13 protein-coding genes are annotated in these 18260 nt (G+C 65.0%); 9 read left to right on the top strand and 4 right to left on the bottom strand.

The window, feature by feature from the left end; translation table 11 throughout:
* Nucleotides 1-18: 18 nt before the first annotated feature.
* The 3 genes from ACSHT2_RS11235 (at nt 19) to ACSHT2_RS11225 (ending at nt 4030) form a co-directional block, all read left to right on the top strand.
* Nucleotides 19-825 (top strand): SDR family NAD(P)-dependent oxidoreductase, encoded by an 807-nt coding sequence (locus ACSHT2_RS11235; RefSeq protein ID WP_440641623.1) that lies wholly within the window; start codon nt 19-21, stop codon nt 823-825.
* 202 nt (nt 826-1027) lie between these two features.
* The gene (locus ACSHT2_RS11230; RefSeq protein WP_440641622.1) at nt 1028-3118 is read left to right on the top strand and encodes a molybdopterin oxidoreductase family protein; all 2091 of its coding nucleotides are present in this window, start codon (nt 1028-1030) and stop codon (nt 3116-3118) included.
* Nucleotides 3119-3247: 129 nt separating this feature from the next.
* Complete coding sequence (locus ACSHT2_RS11225) at nt 3248-4030, top strand: enoyl-CoA hydratase/isomerase family protein (RefSeq protein ID WP_440641621.1); 783 nt, start codon at nt 3248-3250, stop codon at nt 4028-4030.
* A gap of 311 nt (nt 4031-4341) precedes the next feature.
* On the opposite strand, the gene ACSHT2_RS11220 is transcribed toward ACSHT2_RS11225, so the two are convergent.
* Both ACSHT2_RS11220 and ACSHT2_RS11215 read right to left on the bottom strand, forming a co-directional pair.
* Nucleotides 4342-4770 carry a GlcG/HbpS family heme-binding protein gene (locus ACSHT2_RS11220; RefSeq protein ID WP_440641620.1) on the bottom strand — a complete coding sequence of 143 codons (429 nt, stop codon included), beginning with the start codon at nt 4768-4770 and terminating at the stop codon, nt 4342-4344.
* Nucleotides 4763-7771 (bottom strand): FAD-binding and (Fe-S)-binding domain-containing protein, encoded by a 3009-nt coding sequence (locus ACSHT2_RS11215; RefSeq protein ID WP_440641619.1) that lies wholly within the window; start codon nt 7769-7771, stop codon nt 4763-4765. Before ACSHT2_RS11215 ends, ACSHT2_RS11220 begins: the two co-directional genes overlap by 8 nt.
* Before the next feature lie 204 nt (nt 7772-7975).
* Here ACSHT2_RS11215 and ACSHT2_RS11210 point away from each other — a divergent pair, with 204 nt between their 5' ends.
* The 5 genes from ACSHT2_RS11210 to ACSHT2_RS11190 all read left to right on the top strand — a co-directional run bounded on the left by ACSHT2_RS11210 (nt 7976) and on the right by ACSHT2_RS11190 (nt 13269).
* Entirely contained in the window at nt 7976-9175 is a 1200-nt protein-coding gene (locus ACSHT2_RS11210; protein ID WP_440641618.1) for a pyridoxal-phosphate-dependent aminotransferase family protein, read from the top strand.
* 30 nt (nt 9176-9205) lie between these two features.
* Complete coding sequence (locus ACSHT2_RS11205) at nt 9206-10003, top strand: enoyl-CoA hydratase/isomerase family protein (protein ID WP_440641617.1); 798 nt, start codon at nt 9206-9208, stop codon at nt 10001-10003.
* A gap of 152 nt (nt 10004-10155) precedes the next feature.
* Nucleotides 10156-11136, top strand: a complete 981-nt coding sequence (locus ACSHT2_RS11200) for a tripartite tricarboxylate transporter substrate binding protein (protein WP_440642816.1) — start codon at nt 10156-10158, stop codon at nt 11134-11136.
* Between the two features lie 59 nt (nt 11137-11195).
* A complete protein-coding gene (locus ACSHT2_RS11195) occupies nt 11196-11738 on the top strand; it encodes a tripartite tricarboxylate transporter TctB family protein (RefSeq protein ID WP_440641616.1) in 543 nt (180 codons plus the stop codon).
* A gap of 13 nt (nt 11739-11751) precedes the next feature.
* On the top strand, nt 11752-13269 hold the full coding sequence (locus ACSHT2_RS11190) for a tripartite tricarboxylate transporter permease (RefSeq protein ID WP_440641615.1): 1518 nt from the start codon (nt 11752-11754) through the stop codon (nt 13267-13269).
* Nucleotides 13270-13471: 202 nt separating this feature from the next.
* On the opposite strand, the gene ACSHT2_RS11185 is transcribed toward ACSHT2_RS11190, so the two are convergent.
* Both ACSHT2_RS11185 and ACSHT2_RS11180 read right to left on the bottom strand, forming a co-directional pair.
* Nucleotides 13472-14665: a CaiB/BaiF CoA transferase family protein gene (locus tag ACSHT2_RS11185; protein ID WP_440641614.1), complete on the bottom strand. Its 1194-nt coding sequence runs from the start codon at nt 14663-14665 to the stop codon at nt 13472-13474.
* A gap of 131 nt (nt 14666-14796) precedes the next feature.
* Nucleotides 14797-15021, bottom strand: a complete 225-nt coding sequence (locus ACSHT2_RS11180; protein ID WP_440641613.1) for a hypothetical protein — start codon at nt 15019-15021, stop codon at nt 14797-14799.
* Nucleotides 15022-15310: 289 nt separating this feature from the next.
* Between ACSHT2_RS11180 and ACSHT2_RS11175 the strand changes: the two genes are divergently transcribed.
* A complete protein-coding gene (locus tag ACSHT2_RS11175; RefSeq protein WP_440641612.1) occupies nt 15311-18247 on the top strand; it encodes a M10 family metallopeptidase C-terminal domain-containing protein in 2937 nt (978 codons plus the stop codon).
* The last annotated feature ends 13 nt before the right edge of the window (nt 18248-18260 follow it).

The following is an 18260-nucleotide window of genomic DNA, read 5'->3' as shown; positions in this document are numbered from 1 at the left end:
GCCAAGGAGACATCGTCAGTGACTGATTATCGCAAGCTCTTCGATCTCACCGGCAAGACGGCCGTGGTGCTCGGCGCCGCTTCCGGCATCGGCAAATCGTCGGCCGAGGCGCTGGCCGGACTCGGCGCCCGCGTCGTTTGCGCCGATCGCGCGCTTGATGCGGCGGAGGCGACCGCCGCCGGCATTCGCGACAAGGGCGGCTGGGCGGACGCGGCCAGCTGCGACGCCGCCAGCGCTGCGGAGGTCAACGCGCTCGCCCAGACCGTGATGCAGAAGTTTCCGCGGCTCGACATCGCCGTGACGACGCCCGGGCTCAACATTCGCAAGACCATTCTCGACTACACCGAGGAGGATCTCGATCGCGTCCTCAACCTCAACGTCAAGGGCACGGTCTGGTTCTTCCAGGCCTTTGGTCGCATCATGGTCGAGCAGAAGGGTGGCAGCATCATCGCCTGCTCCTCGGTGCGCGCGGTCACCATCGAGCCGGGCCTCGGCGTCTACGGCTCGACCAAGGCGGCGATCGGCCTGCTGGTGAAGGGCTTTGCCTCCGAGGTCGGGCACGCAGGCGTGCGCGTCAACGCGATCGCGCCGAGCATCGCCGAGACCGCGCTGACCGGCCCGTTCAAGCAGCGCCCCGACATCTACGATCTCTACGCCCGCCATACCGTGTTCAACCGCTGGAGCAGCGCCGACGAGGTCGCCACCGCCGTCGCCTATCTCGCCTCGGATGCCGCGAGCTATGTCAGCGGCAGCACACTGTTCGTCGACGGCGGCTGGACGGCGGTTGACGGCCCACCGACTGGTCTCACCCAGCTGCACAAATAGGGAGGGCATTCGCATCTGGCCGTATAGCTGGCGGCGCGCGTCCGTCGGAAATCGGCCGGCGCGCAACCTCCGCTTCTTTCCCTGACCAAGCCGTCTTCGCGGTTGCAGCAGGAACCCGGCGCGTGCGCTTTGAGCAAATCGCATGGGCCTTGCCGGATAAATGCGCTCGGCTGGCCGGTATTTTGGTGTTACGAACTGGGACATGAACCAGCACGCCAAGATCGAAATCCGCCATTCGACCTGTCCGCATGACTGCCCCTCGGCCTGCGCCCTCGATGTCGAGGTGATCGAAGGCCGCAGCATCGGCCGCGTCCGCGGTTCGAAAAAGCAGACCTACACGGCCGGCGTCGTCTGCGCCAAGGTCGCCCGCTATGCCGAGCGCATCCATCACCCCGAACGGCTGATGTATCCGATGCGCCGAACGGGTGCGAAGGGCTCAGGGCAATTCGTGCGGATCTCGTGGGACGAAGCGCTGGATGAGATCGCGCACCGCTTCAACGAGGCCGAGCGCGAGTTCGGTGCGGAATCGATCTGGCCCTATTACTACGCCGGCACGATGGGCCTCGTAATGCGCGACGGCCTCAACCGCCTCACCCATGTGAAGAAATATTCGCGCTTCTATCAGACCATCTGCGCCAATGTCGCGCGCATCGGGTTCGCGATCGGCACCGGCAAGATCGCCGGCGTCGATCCGCGCGAGATGGCGCTGTCCGACCTCGTCGTGATCTGGGGCACCAATCCCGTCAACACCCAGGTCAACGTGATGACGCACGCCTCCCGTGCGCGCAAGGAGCGGGGCGCCAGAATCGCGGCGGTCGACATCTACGACAACGAGACCATGAAGCAGGCTGACATCAAGATCATCCTGCGTCCGGGCACCGACGGCGCCTTCGCCTGCGGCGTGATGCATGTGCTGTTCCGCGACGGCTATGCCGACCGCGCCTACATGGACAAGTACACCGATTGCCCTGCCGAGCTCGAGGCGCATCTGAAGACGCGCACGCCGGAATGGGCGTCTGCCATCTGCGGCGTTCCGGTGGCGGAAATCGAGGCCTTTGCCAAGGCCGTCGGCGAGACCAAGCGGACCTTCCTGCGCCTTGGTTACGGCTTCACCCGCTCGCGCAACGGCGCGACGCAGATGCATGCGGCGTTGTGCATTCCCGCGGTGACGGGCGCCTGGCAATACGAAGGCGGCGGTGCGTTCTTCAACAATTACGCGCTGTGGCACTTCAACGAATCCATCATCGAAGCCCACGACGCCATCGACAAGTCGACGCGTGCGCTCGACCAGTCGCAGATCGGACGCATCCTCACCGGCGATGCCGAAGCGCTGCAGGGCAAGGGCCCGGTCAAGGCGATGCTGATTCAGAACACCAACCCGATGACCGTTGCGCCTGAGCAGGCGCTGGTTCGGCAGGGCTTTGCACGCGAGGATCTGTTCGTCGCGGTGCATGAGCAGTTCATGACCGAGACGGCCCAGATGGCTGACATCGTGCTGCCGGCGACCATGTTCATGGAGCATGACGATCTCTATTACGGCGGCGGCCACCAGCACATCTCGGTCGGGCCGAAGCTGATCGATCCCCCCGGCGAATGCCGCTCCAACCATGAGGTTTTGCAGGCGCTGGCGCCGCGGCTCGGCGCGAAGCATCCGGGTTTCGAGATGACTCCGCGCCAATTGATCGATGCGACGCTGAAGCTGAGCCATCACGGCGACATCGCCGGCCTCGAGGCCGATATCTGGCGCGACCTGCAGCCGGATTTCCGCACCTCGCATTATCTCGATGGCTTTGCCCATGCCGACGGGAAATTCCATTTCAAGGCGGATTGGGCGCACCCGCCGTTCGGTGTGACCATGGGCGATGTCGACAAGATGCCTGATCTCCCGGACCATTGGGCGGCGATCGAGCACACCGATCAGGCCCACCCATTCCGGCTCGCGACCAGCCCCTCGCGGAGCTTCCTCAACACCACCTTCAACGAGACGCCGTCCTCGCAGGCGCGCGAAGGCAGAGCCAGCGTGATGATCCATCCCCTGGATGCGGCCGCGCTCGACATCGCCGATGGCGACGCCGTGACGCTCGGCAACGGCCGCGGCGAGACCACGCTGGTCGCAACGCTGTTCGAGGGCGTGCGGCGCGGTGTGCTGATCGCGGAGTCCGTTCATCCCAACAAGAACCACATCGGCGGCCGCGGCATCAACATGCTGACGGGCGCGGACACGATCGCGCCGATCGGCGGGGCCGCCTTCCACGACAACAAGGTCTGGATCAGGAAAGCGGTCGCCGCCTGAGCGCGCACGGCGATCGGCTCGCAATTTGTGTCGAGGCGCTAAAGCAGCGGCGCGCCGCAGTTTGCGCTTGCACCTCCTGCCCGAGCTGCCGCAAATGGCTGCAAGCGGAGCCAGGGAAGCGAGCGTGCCATGACCGACACCACAGCCGTCATCACCGAGAAGCGCGGGCAGGCGTTCTGGATCACCATCAACCGGCCGGAGAAGCGCAACGCGCTGAACGGCGACGTGATCGCCGGCATCAGCAAAGGCTATCGCGACGCGCATGACGACAAGGATGTCCGCGTCATCGTGCTGACGGGCGCGGGCGACAAGGCGTTCTGCGCCGGCGCCGACTTGCAGAACTCCGGCGCGGCTTTCGCGATGGATCATTCCAAGCCAAATGTCGACTATGCCGATCTGTTGCGTCTCTCACAGAACGCGACCAAGCCGGCGATTGCGCGGGTCGGCGGCGTCTGCATGGCCGGCGGCATGGGCCTTTTGTGCATGACCGACATGGCGGTCGCGGCCGATCACGTCATCTTCGGCCTTCCGGAGGTGAAGGTCGGCGTCTTCCCGATGCAGGTGCTGAGCCTGCTCCAGAGCATCGCGCCGCCGCGCCTCGTCAACGAATGGGCGCTCACGGGCGAGCCGTTCGACGCCAAGGCCGCACAGGCCGCGGGCCTCCTCAATTACGTCGTGCCCAGCGCCGAGTTAGATGCCAAGGTCGACTGGCTGATCGGGCGCATCGTGGACAAATCGCCGACCGCGATCCGCCGCGGCAAGTACGCCATGCGGGCGATCGCTTCGATGTCGTTCGACGAGAGCATCGCGTACACCGAAAGCCAGATCGCGCTGCTGGCGATGACCGAGGACGCCAAGGAGGGGCTCAAGGCGTTCAGCGAGAAGCGCAAGCCCGTCTGGACGGGACGGTGAGGGGGCTCGATCTCGTGTCCCGGACGCGCTGCAACGCGTGAGCGTTGCTGCGCAAAGCCGGGACCGAAGGGCGGTACGGGACATCCGGTGAGATGGGCCCCGGCTCTGCAGCGCACCGCTAAGGCGCTGCGCTGCGTCCGGGGCACGAGCAGAGTTTACCACCTCAGTTCGATTTCAACGTGAATGTAGCCTCATCCTCCGCCGTCATTCCGGGGCGCGCGTAGCGCGAGCCCGGAATCCATCGTGCAACAAGCAATACGGAGAAATGGATTCCGGGCTCGCGCCAAGTGGGCGCGCCCGGAATGACAATCTCACCCCGCGTTTGCCTTCAGCCCCGCCGCGTGGATACCCGCCACCGCGCAGGCCTCGTCATTGTCGGAAGTGTCGCCGGAGACGCCGACGGCGCCGAGCAGCGTCGTGCCGTCCATGATCAGCACACCGCCGGGCACCGGAACCAGCGCACCCTTCGCGATGGTGTTCACGGCGTCGATAAAATAGGCCTGCTCCTGCGCACGCTGGAACAGGGCCCGCGAGCCCATGCCCATCGCGAGGGCGCCATAGGCCTTGCCGTTCGCGATCTCGGCGCGCATCAGGCTGGTGCCATCCTGCGCGGCTGCGAGCTTGAGCACGCCGCGCGCGTCCAGGATGGTGACGACCAGCGGCTTCAGCTTGAGCTCGCCGGCTTTCGCGAAGGCGGCGTCGAGGATCTTGCGGGCGGTATCGAGCGTGAGGTCAGCCATGGCTGGTTTCCTTTGCAGCTTGGGAGGTGGAACGGGCTTCGGCGCGATCGAGGCTCATCGCCAGCACGCGCGCGACGTGAAGCGCCTCGCGTTGCGTGCCATCATGGATCTGGTGCCGGCACGAGGTGCCGTCGGCGACGACGAGCGTGTCTGGGTCCGCACGCCGCACAGCCGGCAGCAGCGACAGCTCGGCCATCTCGATCGAGGCTTCATAGGTGTCCGCGCCGTAACCGAAGGCGCCCGCCATGCCGCAGCAGCTGGACTCGATGGTCTCGACCTTCAGGCCGGGGACGAGGCGCAGCACCTGCTCGACCGGCTTGAAGGCGCCGAAGGATTTCTGGTGGCAATGGCCGTGCACAATGGCTTTGTCGGCGACGGTCCCGAGCGGCAGTTGCAGACGGCCGGCCTCTGCCTCGCGCACCAGAAATTCCTCGAAGGTGAGTGCATGGGCGCCGACGGCCTTGGCGTCGTTGTCCTTGCGCAGGGAAGCGAGCTCGTCGCGCAGCGTCAGGAGGCAGCTCGGCTCGAGGCCGACGATCGGCACGCCCCGCGCGGCGAAGGGCGCGAAGGCGGCCACCAGCCGGTCGAGCTCGGCCCTGGCTTCGTCGACGAGGCCGGCGGAGAGAAACGTGCGGCCGCAACAGAGCGGCCGGCCGCCGCTTGCAGGCTTCGGCAGATGTACGCGATAGCCGCCGGCCACCAGAACGCGCAGCGCCGCGTCGAGATTTTCGCGCTCATAGATGCGGTTGAACGTGTCGGTGAACAGCACGACTTCGCGACCGGCGCCCGGGCCGACCGCTTCAGCCGGCGGCACGAACACGTCGCTGCGGAAGGCGGGCAGGGCCCGGCGCGCGCTGATGCCGGCGAAGCGCTCGAACAGCTTTCGCAACAGCGGGCTGCGGTTGCGTAAATTTGCAAGCGGCGAAAAGCGCGACGCGAGCCCGGCATAGCGCGGGAGGTAGCCTACAAGACGATCCCGCAACGTCAGGCCGTGCGTGGCAGCGCGCGCAGCCAGCACTTCGATCTTCATCTTGGCCATGTCGACCCCGGTCGGGCACTCGTGGCGACAGGCCTTGCAGGAGACGCAGAGCTTCAGCGTCTCCATCATCTCGTCCGACGCCAACGCGTCGGGGCCGAGCTGGCCCGAGATCGCAAGGCGCAGCGTGTTCGCACGCCCTCGCGTGACATCCTTCTCGTTGCGCGTCGCGCGGTAGGACGGGCACATCACGCCGCCCTCGAGCTTGCGGCAGGCGCCGTTGTTGTTGCACATCTCGACCGCGCCCTGGAAACCGCCGCCGGCGCCGGGATAAGCCGACCAGTCGAGCCTTGTCTCCATCTCGCCGATGCGATAGTCGGGCCGATAGCGGAACAGAGAGCGGTCGTCCATTTTGGGCGCATCGACGATCTTGCCGGGATTGAGGACGCCCTCGGGATCGAACCGCCGCTTCACCTCCCTGAAATCGGCGACGAGGCGCTCGCCGAACATGGTCTCGTGAAATTCCGAGCGCACCAGGCCGTCGCCATGCTCGCCGGAATGCGAGCCCTTGTACTCGCGCACCAGAGCAAAGGCTTCCTCGGCGATGGCGCGCATCGCCTTGACGTCCTTCTCCAGCTTCAGGTTCAGCACCGGACGCACATGCAGGCAACCCTCCGAGGCGTGCGCATACATCGTGCCGCTGGTGCCGTGCCTGGCAAACACTTCGTTCAACCGCGCAGTGTAGTCGGCAAGGTGCGGCAGCGGCACGGCGCAGTCCTCGACGAAGGAGACCGGCTTGCCCTCCTGCTTCATCGACATCATGACGTTGAGGCCGGCGGCGCGGAAGTCGGCAATGCCACTCTGCAGCGCGGGCTCGATGATCTCCACCACGCCGCCCCATTTGCGCTTGTCGTTATTCCAGCCGAAGCCGAGGTCCCCCATCAGTTCGCCGAGCTGCTTGAGCCGCGCCAGATTGTCCGCCTGGTCCTCCTCCGCGAATTCAACCACCAGCACGGCGTCCGGATCGCCCTTGATGGCGGCCGAGATAATGGGCCGGAACATCGCGATGTCGCGGCCGAGCGAGATCATGGTGCGGTCGACCAGCTCGACCGCGATCGGCTTGAGCTTCACCAGATGCTGGGCCGTATCCATCGCCTCGTAAAAGCTGCCGAAGTGACAGACGCCGAGCGCCTTGTTGCGGATCACGGGCCAAAGCTTCAGCTCGACCTTGGTGGTGAAGGCGAGGGTGCCTTCGGAGCCGACCAGGAGATGTGCCATGTTGTTCGGCGCATTGCGCGGCACCAAGGCGTCGAGATTGTAGCCGCCGACGCGGCGCTGCACTTTTGGAAAGCGTGTCGCGATCTCGTCGGCCTCGCGGGCTCCGAGATCGAGCATGTCGCGGAACAAGGCGTGGGTGCCGTCCCCGGCCTTGAGATCGGAGAGATCGCGCGACACCTCGCCGAAGCGGCTCAGCGTGCCGTCGGCGAGGGCGGCCTCCATCGACAACGTGTTGTCGCGCATCGTGCCGTAGCGCAAGCTGCGGCCGCCGCAGGAATTGTTGCCGGCCATGCCGCCGATGGTGGCGCGCGAGGCGGTGGAGACGTCGACCGGAAACCACAGGCCGTGCTTCTTGAGCTGGCGGTTGAGGTCGTCGAGCACGATGCCGGGCTCGACCACGCAGGTGCGGCCTTCGACGTCGAGCGACAGGATCTGGTTGAGGTGCTTGGAGAGATCGATCACGAGCCCGTCATTGACGGTCTGGCCGCACTGCGAGGTGCCGCCGCCGCGGGGGGTGACCTTCAGCCCCTCGTCGCGAGCGATCGCCAGGGCCCGCAGCGCCTCGTCCATGCTGCGCGGCACCACCACGCCGGCCGGCATGATCTGGTAAAACGAGGCGTCGGTGGCGTAGCGGCCGCGGCTGAAGGGGTCGAACAAGACGTCGCCGGTGATGTCCCGGGCCAGACGTGCCGCCAGACCGTCCTTTTGGACCGATTTCGGTGATTTTCCAGCTACTTCCGCCGCCATGGTCCGCTCTTGCCTGTTCGCCGGCACCGTCTTGCCTCCCGTCACGGTCCTTTGCAAGCGAGCCCCGCTTCTTGTGCATTGACGGACTCCGCCGGGCGAGGGACAAGCCCGGCGAATAGTGATATGCGAGCGGCTCGCCGGAGCCCTCAATGCGGGCTGACGGACGCGGAGCCAAGACAGCCTCAACGACCGGGAAGGACGCCGATGACCGTGCATAGTGGAAGGCATTTCCTACAGATTCCAGGACCGACCAACGTGCCCGACCGGGTGCTGCGGGCGATGGACATGCCGACGCTGGACCATCGCGGTCCGGAGTTCGCCGAACTCGGTTTCGCCGTTCTCGCTGCGATGCAGCGCGTGTTCCGCACCAAGCAGCCCGTGATCATCTTCCCCTCGTCGGGCACCGGCGCCTGGGAAGCAGCGATGGTCAATGTGTTCGCGCCCGGCGACAAGATTTTGATGTGCGAGACCGGCCAGTTCGCCGTGCTGTGGCGCGGCATCGCCGACAAGTTCAAGCTCGACGTCGACTTCATTCCGAGCGACTGGCGCCATGGCGCCGACCTCGCCGAGATCGAGAAGCGCCTTGCCGCCGACAAGCAGCACGCGATCAAGGCGGTCTGCGTCGTCCACAACGAGACCTCGACCGGCTGCGTGACGCCGCCGCTGGAGGTGCGCAAGCTGCTCGACCGCGTCAAGCATCCGGCGCTGTTGATGGTCGACACCATCTCCGGCCTCGGCTCGATGGAATATGAGCACGATGCCTGGGGCATCGACGTCTCGGTGGCGGGCTCGCAGAAGGGCCTGATGCTGCCGCCGGGGCTCGGCTTCAACGCCGTCTCCGAGAAGGCGCTTGCCGCGGCCAAGGCCAATCCCGGCATGCGCTCCTATTGGGACTGGCAGGAGGTCATCAACTTCAACAAGCTCGGAACCTTCCCCTACACGCCCGCGACCAACCTGCTCTATGGCCTGCGTGAAGCGGTCAAGATGCTGGAAGAGGAGGGGCTAGAGAACGTCTGGACCCGCCACAAGCGCCACAGCGCGGCAACGCGCGCCGCGGTCAAGGTCTGGGGCCTGGAGACGCAATGTGCCGATCCCGCCGCGCATTCGCCCGCGCTGACCGGCGTGCGCGTGCCGGAAGGACACGACGCCGACGCCTTCCGCAAGGTCGTGCTGGAAAACTTCGACATGTCGCTCGGCACCGGCCTGAACAAGGTCAAGGGCAAGGTGTTCCGCATCGGCCATATCGGCCATTTCAACGATCTGATGCTGATGGGCACGCTTGCCGGCGTCGAGATGGGCCTCGATCTTGCAAAGATCCCGCACCGGAGCGGCGGCGTGCTCGCGGCCATGGACGTCCTGAAGGGACGCGACGCCGTGCCGATGGCCAAGGCCCAGGTGGCTTGATCCATCTAACTTGAAGAAAGAGATTGCGCGATGAACGCACCGACGACCGCCAACGAAGACCTGCTCTACTCCGTCCAGGACGGCATCGCGCGGATCACCTTCAACCGCCCGCAGGCGCGCAACGCAATGACCTTCGCCATGTATGACCGCATGGCGGAGATTTGCCTGGAGATCAACGCCGATCGCTCGATCAAGGCGCTGATCCTGACCGGCGCCGGCGACAAGGCGTTCGCCTCCGGCACCGACATCTCGCAATTCCGTGCCTTCAAGACCGCGCAGGATGCGCTCGACTACGAGGCGCGGATCGACCGCGTGCTCGGCACGCTCGAGCAGTGCCGCGTGCCGGTGATCGCGGCCATTGCGGGGGCCTGCACCGGCGGCGGCGCCGGCATCGCGGCCTGTTGCGACCTCCGCATCGGCACCGAGACGACGCGGATGGGCTTTCCGATCGCGCGTACGCTCGGCAACTGCCTGTCGATGTCCAACATCAGCCGCGTCGTCGCGCTGGTTGGTCCCGCCCGTACCAAGGATATGATCTTCAAGGCGCGCCTCGTCGAGGCGCAGGAAGCGCTGGCGCTCGGCCTGCTCAACGAGGTCGTGCCCGACGTCGAGACGCTGCAACGCCGCGCCGACGAGACCGCAAAGCTCATTGCCAGCCACGCGCCGCTCACGCTGGAGGCGACCAAGGAGGCGGTGCGCCGCATCCGTCGCACGCTATCGCGCGAGGAGGGCGAGGACCTGATCCTCAAGGCCTATATGAGCGAAGATTTCCGCGAGGGCATGGACGCCTTCCTCAACAAGCGGACGCCCGTCTGGAAGGGCAGGTAGAAGCGTCATGAGCTTTCGGCTTCGTCAGTCGAAAGTCATGTGCGTTGAATTGCCAGTCTGCTTGAACTCGTCAATATTAGTCCGCACAATGCAGGGATAGAATTCTCCGCACTACAAAGCCAAAAAAACAACAGGGGGCGAAACTCGTGCGAATTCCAGTGAAAGCCGTCGGCGCCGCGGCGGCGCTGTTGTTGAGCACGCCGGCCCTCGCCGGCTGGGAACCGACGAAGCCCGTCGAGATCGTGGTTGCGGCGGGCGCGGGCGGCGCCTCCGACCAGATGGCGCGGATGATGCAGGCCGCGATCCAGAAGAACAATCTGATGAAGCAGCCGATGGTCGTCTCGCTCAAGGGCGGCGCCTCGGGCGCGGAAGCGCTGATGTACATGAAATCCAGCGAGGGCGACCCGAACAAGGTTCTGATCGCCTATTCGCTGATCTACATGCTGCCGCTGTCGGCCAAGATCCCGTTCAACTGGCGTGAGCTGACCCCGGTCTCCGTGGTCGCGCTCGACCAGTTCGTTCTCTGGGACAACAGCGCAGGCCCCAAGACGGTGAAGGAGTTCGTTGCAGCCGCGAAAGCCGCGAGCGCGCCGTTCAAGATGGGCGGCACCGGCTCCAGGCGCGAGGACCACGTGCTGACCGTGTTCCTTGAGCAGAAGACCGGCGCGAAATTCTCCTATCTGCCGTACAAGTCCGGCGGCGAGGCCGCGACCCAGCTGGTCGGCAAGCACACCGAAGCCAACGTCAACAATCCGTCTGAAAATCTCGAAGTCTGGCGTGCGGGCCAGGTGCGCCCGCTCTGCGTGTTCGACAAGGAGCGCATCTCCTACACCAGCAAGGTGACGGACACCCAGTCCTGGGCCGACATCCCGACCTGCAAGGAGGAGGGCGTCGACGTGCAGTATCTGATGCTGCGCGCGATGTTCCTGCCTGGCAAGGTCACGCCGGAGCAGCAGGCGTTCTATGTCGATCTGTTCCACAACGTGACGCAGACCGCGGAATACAAGGAGTACATGGAGAAGCAGGCGCTGAAGCCGATCTTCCTCACCGGCAAGGACATGCTGCAGTTCCTCGAGGAGGACGATGCGCTGAACAAGTCGCTGATGACGGAAGCCGGTTTCGTCGCGAAGTAGCTGGTCATCACCTCTCCCAGCAAGCGGGGAGAGGTCATGGACCACAGCATTTGCTCACCATGTCCCAAACCGAACTTGAAATCGTCGTCGACGATCCGACCGCCCCTGAAGACGACTCCCCCTCCGTCGTTTCTTCCGGGACGATCGAGATCGTCGTCTGTCTCCTGCTGCTCGCGCTCGCCGTCACGCTCGGCTACGACAATTGGCGTACCGGCGCGTCCTGGGATGCGACCGGGCCGGAGCCGGGCTATTTCCCATTCTACCTGGCCATTGTCCTCGGTGGCGGCAGCCTCTACGGCCTGATCACGGCGCTCCTCGCGCGGCGCGCGGCGCGTGAGACCTTTGTCACGCGGGCGCAGGCCCGCCGCGTGATGGCTGTGTTCGTGCCGACGCTGCTGTTCTGCGCGGCGACACAGTTCCTCGGCCTCTATGTCGCGAGCTTCCTCCTGATCGCGGGCTTCATGCGCCTTGTCGGCAGGATCGCGTTGTGGAAGTCGCTGCTCACCGCCTTCGTGTTCACGGCGATCATGTTCGTCACCTTCGACATCGCCTTCGACGTCATCATGCCGAAAGGGCCGCTCGAAGCGGCCCTCGGCCGCTAGGCGGGCCCGCGCGATGGAAGCTTTCGGGCTCCTGCTCCACGGCTTTGCCGTCCTGCTGACGTGGAAGACGCTTGTGCTGATGATGGTGGGGCTGGTGCTCGGCATCTTCGTCGGCGTGCTGCCAGGGCTCGGCGGCCCCAATGGCGTCGCGATCCTGTTGCCGCTCACCTTCACGATGGACCCGACCTCGGCGATCGTGATGCTGTCCTGCATCTATTGGGGCGCGCTGTTCGGCGGTGCCATCACCTCGATCCTGTTCAACATCCCGGGCGAAGCCTGGTCGGTCGCGACCACCTTCGACGGCTATCCGATGGCGCAGCAGGGTCGGGCGGCGGAGGCGCTGACCGCGGCGTTCACCTCCTCCTTCATCGGCTCGCTGGTCGCGGTGCTCCTGATCACCTTTCTCGCGCCGATGATCTCCTCCTTCGCATTGAAGTTCGGCCCGCCCGAGTTCTTCGCGGTCTATCTCTTGACCTTCTGCTCCTTTGTCGGCCTCGGGCGCGAGGCCAAGCACAAGACGGTCATCTCGATGTCGCTGGGGCTGCTGCTCGCCGGCATCGGCATGGATACCGTGTCCGGCAATCTCCGCATGACCTTCGGCTCGCCGGAACTGCTTCGTGGCATCAACTTCCTGGTCGCCGTCATCGGCCTGTTCGGCATCAGCGAGATCCTGCTGACGATGGAGGAGCGGCTGGCGCTGCGGGGGCATGCGGCGGGCATTTCGCTCCGCGTCGTGCTCGGCGTCTGGAGGGACCTGCCGAAATACTGGGTGACGCTGCTGCGCTCCTCCTTCATCGGCTGCTGGCTCGGCATCACCCCCGGCGGCGCGATCGCGGCCTCCTTCATGGGCTACAACCTTGCCAAGCGCTTCGCCAAGGAACCAGAGAGCTTCGGCAAGGGCCGCATCGAGGGCGTGTTCGCGCCGGAGACGGCGGCGCATGCCTCCGGCACCTCGGCCCTGCTGCCGATGCTGGCGCTCGGCATCCCCGGCTCGGGCACTGCGGCGATCCTGCTCGGCGGGCTGATGGTGTGGGGGCTCAATCCGGGGCCGCTGCTGTTCGTCGAACACAAGGACTTCGTCTGGGGCCTGATCGCTTCGATGTATCTCGGCAACGTCGTCGGCCTCGTGCTGGTGCTGACGACAGTGCCGATCTTCGCCTCGATCCTGCGCGTGCCGTTCGCCGCGGTGGCGCCGATGATCGTGGTGTCCTGCGCGATCGGCGCCTATGCGATCCAGAACGCGATGTTCGACATCTGGCTGATGCTCGGCTTCGGAATCGTCGGCTACGTCTTCAAGAAGATCGGTATTCCGCTGGCGCCGTTCACCCTCGCGCTCGTGCTCGGCAACCGCGCCGAGGATGCCTTTCGCCTGTCGATGATCGGCTCCGGTGGCGACCTCAAGGTGTTCTGGTCGAACGGCCTCGTCGGTTCGATCACGACGCTGGCGATCCTGCTGCTGTTCTGGCCGGTGATCGACGGCCTGCTCGGGCGCGTCGGATGGACTCAGCGGGCCAGGGCGATCTCGCAATGAGCGGCGCGTCGGGTTCCACGATCGGTGCCAACGTCTCGTCCCGCTTCAGCGATCACATCCTGTGCGTCGGCATCAACTATCAGTTCGCTGGTCCGGTGGTCGGCAAGTACTGAGCAAGTACTGAAATCGACGGACGGCGTCTAACGAGAAGCAAAGCCCGGCTCGCGCCGGGCTTTGTCGTTGGAGACGGTATGCGTGAGGCTCACACCACCTTGGCGTCCCGCAGCCTCGCGATCTCGTCCGCGCCGAAACCGAACTCCTTCAGCAGCTCGTCGGTCTGCTCACCGAATTCCGGCGGCCGCGCCACCATGCGGCTCGGCGTGCGCGACAGCGTCACGGGCTGGCCGACCAGGCGGATATGGCGGCCCTCGTCGTTCGGCACGTCCTGCGCAATGCCGAGATGCTTGACCTGCGGGTCGTCGAACATCTGGTCGATGGCATAGATGGGACCGCAGGGCACACCGGCGTCGTTGAGTTCGCGGACCCAGGTCTCGGTCGACTTCGTCACGGTGCGCTTCTCGATCTCGGCGTTGAGGGCATCACGGTTCTTGGAGCGGGCAGGGGCTGTCGCGTAGTCGGGATGGCCAAAGAGCTCCGGCGCACCGATCGCCTGCGCGCAACGCTCCCAGATCCGCCCGCCGGTGGTCGCGATGTTGATGTAGCCGTCGGAGGTCCTGAACACGCCGGTGGGGATGCTGGTCGGGTGGTTGTTGCCGGCCTGCCTGGCGACCTCCTTCTCCATCAGCCAGCGTGCGGCCTGGAAGTCGAGCATGAAGATCTGGGCCTGGAGCAGCGAAGTCTGCACCCACTGGCCCTTGCCGGAGACCTCGCGCTCGAGCAGCGCGGTGAGGATGCCCATGGCGCAGAACAGGCCGGCGGTGAGGTCGGCGACGGGAATGCCGACCCGCATCGGGCCTTCGCCCGGCGCGCCGGTGATCGACATCAGCCCACCCATGCCTTGCGCGATCTGATCGAAGCCGGGGCGCTTATGGTAGGGGCCGTCCTGGCCGAAGCCGGAGATGCTGCCATAAACGATGCGCGGGTTGATCGCGGCGAGGCTGTCATAGTCGATGCCGAGCTTCTTCTTCACGTCGGGACGGAAGTTCTCGACCACGACGTCGGCCTTGGCGGCCAGGCGCTTGAATGCGGCGAGCCCGCGCTCGTCCTTCAGGTTCAGCGTCATCGCCCGCTTGTTGCGGTGCAAATTCTGGAAGTCGGAACCCCGCCGGGGGCCGCCCGGCTGCTCGCCGCCGGCGTCCTCGGTCAGCGCGTCGATCTTGACGACATTGGCGCCCCAGTCCGCGAGCTGCCGCACGCAGGTCGGCCCGGAGCGGACGCGGGTCAGATCGAGCACGGTGAAGCGCGACAGGGCTTCCGAGGCATGCGGAAAGGGCATCTTGAGAGGCTCCGGGACAGATTGCGGGGCTACCATAGTGCCGAAAGCCTTTGCGGCAACCCTGGTCCAATGCGGATGCCGCCTGCCGAAATGCCATGCCTGAAGCGGCTTTGCTGCGGTGCGTAGAGGGCTCAGCGCGACAGGCGCTTCAATTCCGCGCGCGCTTGCTCGGCCAGGGGATCATCGCCGTGGCGCGCAATGAAGAGCTCGAACGCTTCCCGCGTTCCCTTCCGGCGGGCGGCTTCGTATTCCTCTGCCACCGCGACGGCAGGATCGCGGGCGATGGGCATGGAGGGTGCGCGGCCTGCCTTGCCGCTCTCCTTCCTGTCGTCATCCGCTTTGGCTTTCCCGACCATGGCAGGCTGATCTCCATTGGACAGATGATCCGATCCCGCGAACGTCGCGAGGACACCGATCAGACCGGCTGACAATGCGCCTCGTTTCATAATATCGTCTCTGGGACATGACAGGGGACCGGAAACGGTATCCCATTGGTGTCCGTATGACTACGGAATTTGACGCCTAACAAGGTCTTACGGAAGGGAGCGGACGCCGCGGCCCAAATTAAACCAAACGTTCAACTCTCAGGCTAGAATCATGCGTCTCCGCCGCGAATCTGGCGAGAGCGTTGCTCTGGAGAGTCAATTGGCTACCGCTGTGAATGTCAGTGCCACCAACAACGCCGAGATCGACGGCCTGCTGTCGGGCGCCAAATGGTCGGGCACCATCACCTACAGTTTTCCCGACGCGCCGAGCGACTACGCCAATCCCTATAGCGGCGGCTACAGCGAGCCGACCACCTCGGGCTTTGCCTCGGCGCCCACGCAGATACAGGCGGCGATCAACTACGCGGTCGGGCTGATTCTCAGCTACACCAACGCCGACATCCAGTACGCAGGCACGAACGGCGCCGACATCATGATCGCGCAGTCGCCGGCGGCCAATCCGACTGCCTACGCCTACTATCCCGGCAACTATGCGCCCGGCGGCGACATCTGGTTCGGCACCCAATACAATTTCTCGCTGGCCAAGCTCGGCAATTACTACTTCACCACCGCGCTGCACGAACTCGGCCATGCCCTCGGCCTCAAGCACAGCCAGGAGGCCGGCGGGCCCGCCAACGTCGCGGTGCCGAGCGCGCATGACAGTAGCGAATACACCGTCATGAGCTATCGCAGCTATGTCGGCGCTTCGACCACGGGCGGCTACACCAACGAAGCCTACGGATATTCGCAGACCTACATGGCCAACGATATCCTCGCGCTCCAGACGATGTACGGCGCGGACTACACGACGCAGAGCAGCAACACCGTCTACACCTGGAATTCGACCACCGGACAGCAGTTCATCAACGGCGTCGGTCAGCTCGCGCCGGGCGGCGGCGTCGGCGGCTCGGCCAACCGCATCTACGAGACCGTCTGGGACGGCGGCGGCGTCGATACCTACGACCTGTCGAACTACACGACGAGCCTGAGCATCAACCTCAATCCCGGCGCTTCGTCGGTGTTCTCCTCCGTGCAGTTGGCCTATCTCGGCAACGGCCATTATGCATCGGGCAACGTCTACAACGCCTATCTCTACAACGGGGACACGCGCTCCTACATCGACAACGCCATCGGCGGGTCCGGCAACGACACGATCGTCGGCAACGCCATCGCCAATACGCTGAACGGTGGAGGCGGCAACGACACCATCACGGGCGGTGCGGGCAACGACAGTATAAATGGCGGCACCGGCACGGACACTTCGGTGTATTCGGGCAGCCGGGCCAACTACCTGATTTCGTACGACGTGGCGACGCAGATATTCACAATCGTCGACCAACGTTCCGGCCTGCCCGACGGAACCGACACTGCCGTGGGTGTAGAGTACTTCCAATTCGCCGATGGTACCTTCGCAAGCTCCAGCTTGGTGACAACCACGATCGAGGCGCTTGGATCGACGCGTCTGGTTTTATCCGGCGGCAACTACCATCTCGAGAGCATCGCCACCGGGACCGGGCCCACCTTGAAATATGCGGGCTCTGCGGTGATCGCAGCGAACTGGGGCACCTGGTCGGTGATTGGCGCCGAGCAGGTATCTGGCGGCGGCTATGATGTGGTCTGGAAGGAAGGGGCCAGCGGGCAATATTCCGTGTGGAGCACGGACAGCAACGGCAACTTCCTGACCACGCTGGGTTCGGCCCCGCAAATGCTGGGAACCGATCCGTCCCTGAAGACGCTCGAGCCGACCCTGCAGCAAGATCTGAACGGTGACGGTATGATCGGCTTCCCTGTTGCCGTCACGATCGAGGCGCTTGGATCGACGCGCGTCGTTTCATCCGGCGGCAACTACCATCTCGAGAGCATCGCCACCGGTACCGGGCCGACCTTGAAATATGCAGGCTCTGCGGTGATCGCAGCGAACTGGAGCACCTGGTCGGTGATCGGCGCCGAGCAGGTATCCGGCGGCGGCTATGACGTGGTCTGGAAGAACTCGGCGAATGCCCATTATTCCGTCTGGAGCACGGACGCGAACGGCAATTTCCTGACGACCCTTGCCGCGGCCCCGGAAGTGCTCGGGTCCGATCCGTCTCTGAAAGCGCTGGAGCCGACGCTGCAGCAAGATCTGAACGGTGACGGCATGATCGGCGTCGCTGCTGCCGTCACCACCACGATTGAGGCGCTTGGATCGACTCGTCTGGTTTTATCCGGCGGCAACTACCATCTCGAGAGCGTCGCGTCGGGTACCGGGCCGATCTTGAAATACGCGGGCTCTGCGGTGATCGCAGCGAACTGGGGCACATGGTCGGTGATTGGTGCCGAGCAGGTGTCGGGCGGCGGCTACGACGTGGTCTGGAAGGATTCGGCAGGCGGGCAATACTCCGTGTGGAGCACGGACAGCAACGGCAACTTCCTGACCACGCTGGGTTCGGCTCCCCAAATGCTGGGAACCGATCCATCGCTGATGACGCTGGAGCCGACGCTGCAGCAAGATCTGAACGGTGACGGCATGATCGGCGTCGCTGCTGCCGGCAGCACCACGATCGAGGCGTTTGGATCGACGCGCGTCGTTTCATCTGGCGGCAACTACCATCTTGAGAGCATCGCGACAGGTACCGGGCCGACCTTGAAGTATGCAGGCTCTGCGGTGATCACAGCGAACTGGGGCACCTGGTCGGTGATCGGCGCCGAGAAGGTGTCGGGCGGTGGCTACGACGTGGTCTGGAAGAACTCGGCGAACGCCCATTATTCGGTCTGGAGCACGGACGCGAACGGCAATTTCCTGACGACCCTTGCCGCGGCCCCGGAAGTGCTCGGGTCCGATCCGTCTCTGAAAGCGCTGGAGCCGACGCTGCAGCAGGATCTCAACGGCGACGGCACCGTGGGCGCTGCGCCGACATCCGGCGACGGTTTCGCGTTCGATTTCACCCCCTCGTTGACCGCTCCGTCCGAGCCGCCGGACCTTATCCCGGCACCCGCCGATCCGTGGACCGCGTCGGATCAGTTGACTCCACCGGCGGACAGTCACGGCACGACTGCAATCGACATTCTGGCCGACTTTCTCCAGGCCCGTCACGATTTCGATTTCCAGCTGACCTGAAGGCGTGGTCATT

The organism is Bradyrhizobium sp. PUT101, from assembly GCF_052043945.1.
Taxonomy (GTDB): Bacteria; Pseudomonadota; Alphaproteobacteria; order Rhizobiales; family Xanthobacteraceae; genus Bradyrhizobium.
This window is presented reverse-complemented; position numbering and strand designations above follow the sequence as displayed.

Excerpts from the sequence above, each read along its gene's own strand:
- ACSHT2_RS11230 (WP_440641622.1), top strand. The coding sequence starts at position 1,028 with ATGAACCAGCACGCCAAGATCGAAATCCGCCATTCGACCTGTCCGCAT.
- ACSHT2_RS11225 (WP_440641621.1), top strand. The coding sequence starts at position 3,248 with ATGACCGACACCACAGCCGTCATCACCGAGAAGCGCGGGCAGGCGTTC.
- ACSHT2_RS11220 (WP_440641620.1), bottom strand. The coding sequence starts at position 4,770 with ATGGCTGACCTCACGCTCGATACCGCCCGCAAGATCCTCGACGCCGCC.
- ACSHT2_RS11215 (WP_440641619.1), bottom strand. The coding sequence starts at position 7,771 with ATGGCGGCGGAAGTAGCTGGAAAATCACCGAAATCGGTCCAAAAGGAC.
- ACSHT2_RS11210 (WP_440641618.1), top strand. The coding sequence starts at position 7,976 with ATGACCGTGCATAGTGGAAGGCATTTCCTACAGATTCCAGGACCGACC.
- ACSHT2_RS11205 (WP_440641617.1), top strand. The coding sequence starts at position 9,206 with ATGAACGCACCGACGACCGCCAACGAAGACCTGCTCTACTCCGTCCAG.
- ACSHT2_RS11195 (WP_440641616.1), top strand. The coding sequence starts at position 11,196 with ATGTCCCAAACCGAACTTGAAATCGTCGTCGACGATCCGACCGCCCCT.
- ACSHT2_RS11190 (WP_440641615.1), top strand. The coding sequence starts at position 11,752 with ATGGAAGCTTTCGGGCTCCTGCTCCACGGCTTTGCCGTCCTGCTGACG.
- ACSHT2_RS11185 (WP_440641614.1), bottom strand. The coding sequence starts at position 14,665 with ATGCCCTTTCCGCATGCCTCGGAAGCCCTGTCGCGCTTCACCGTGCTC.
- ACSHT2_RS11180 (WP_440641613.1), bottom strand. The coding sequence starts at position 15,021 with ATGGTCGGGAAAGCCAAAGCGGATGACGACAGGAAGGAGAGCGGCAAG.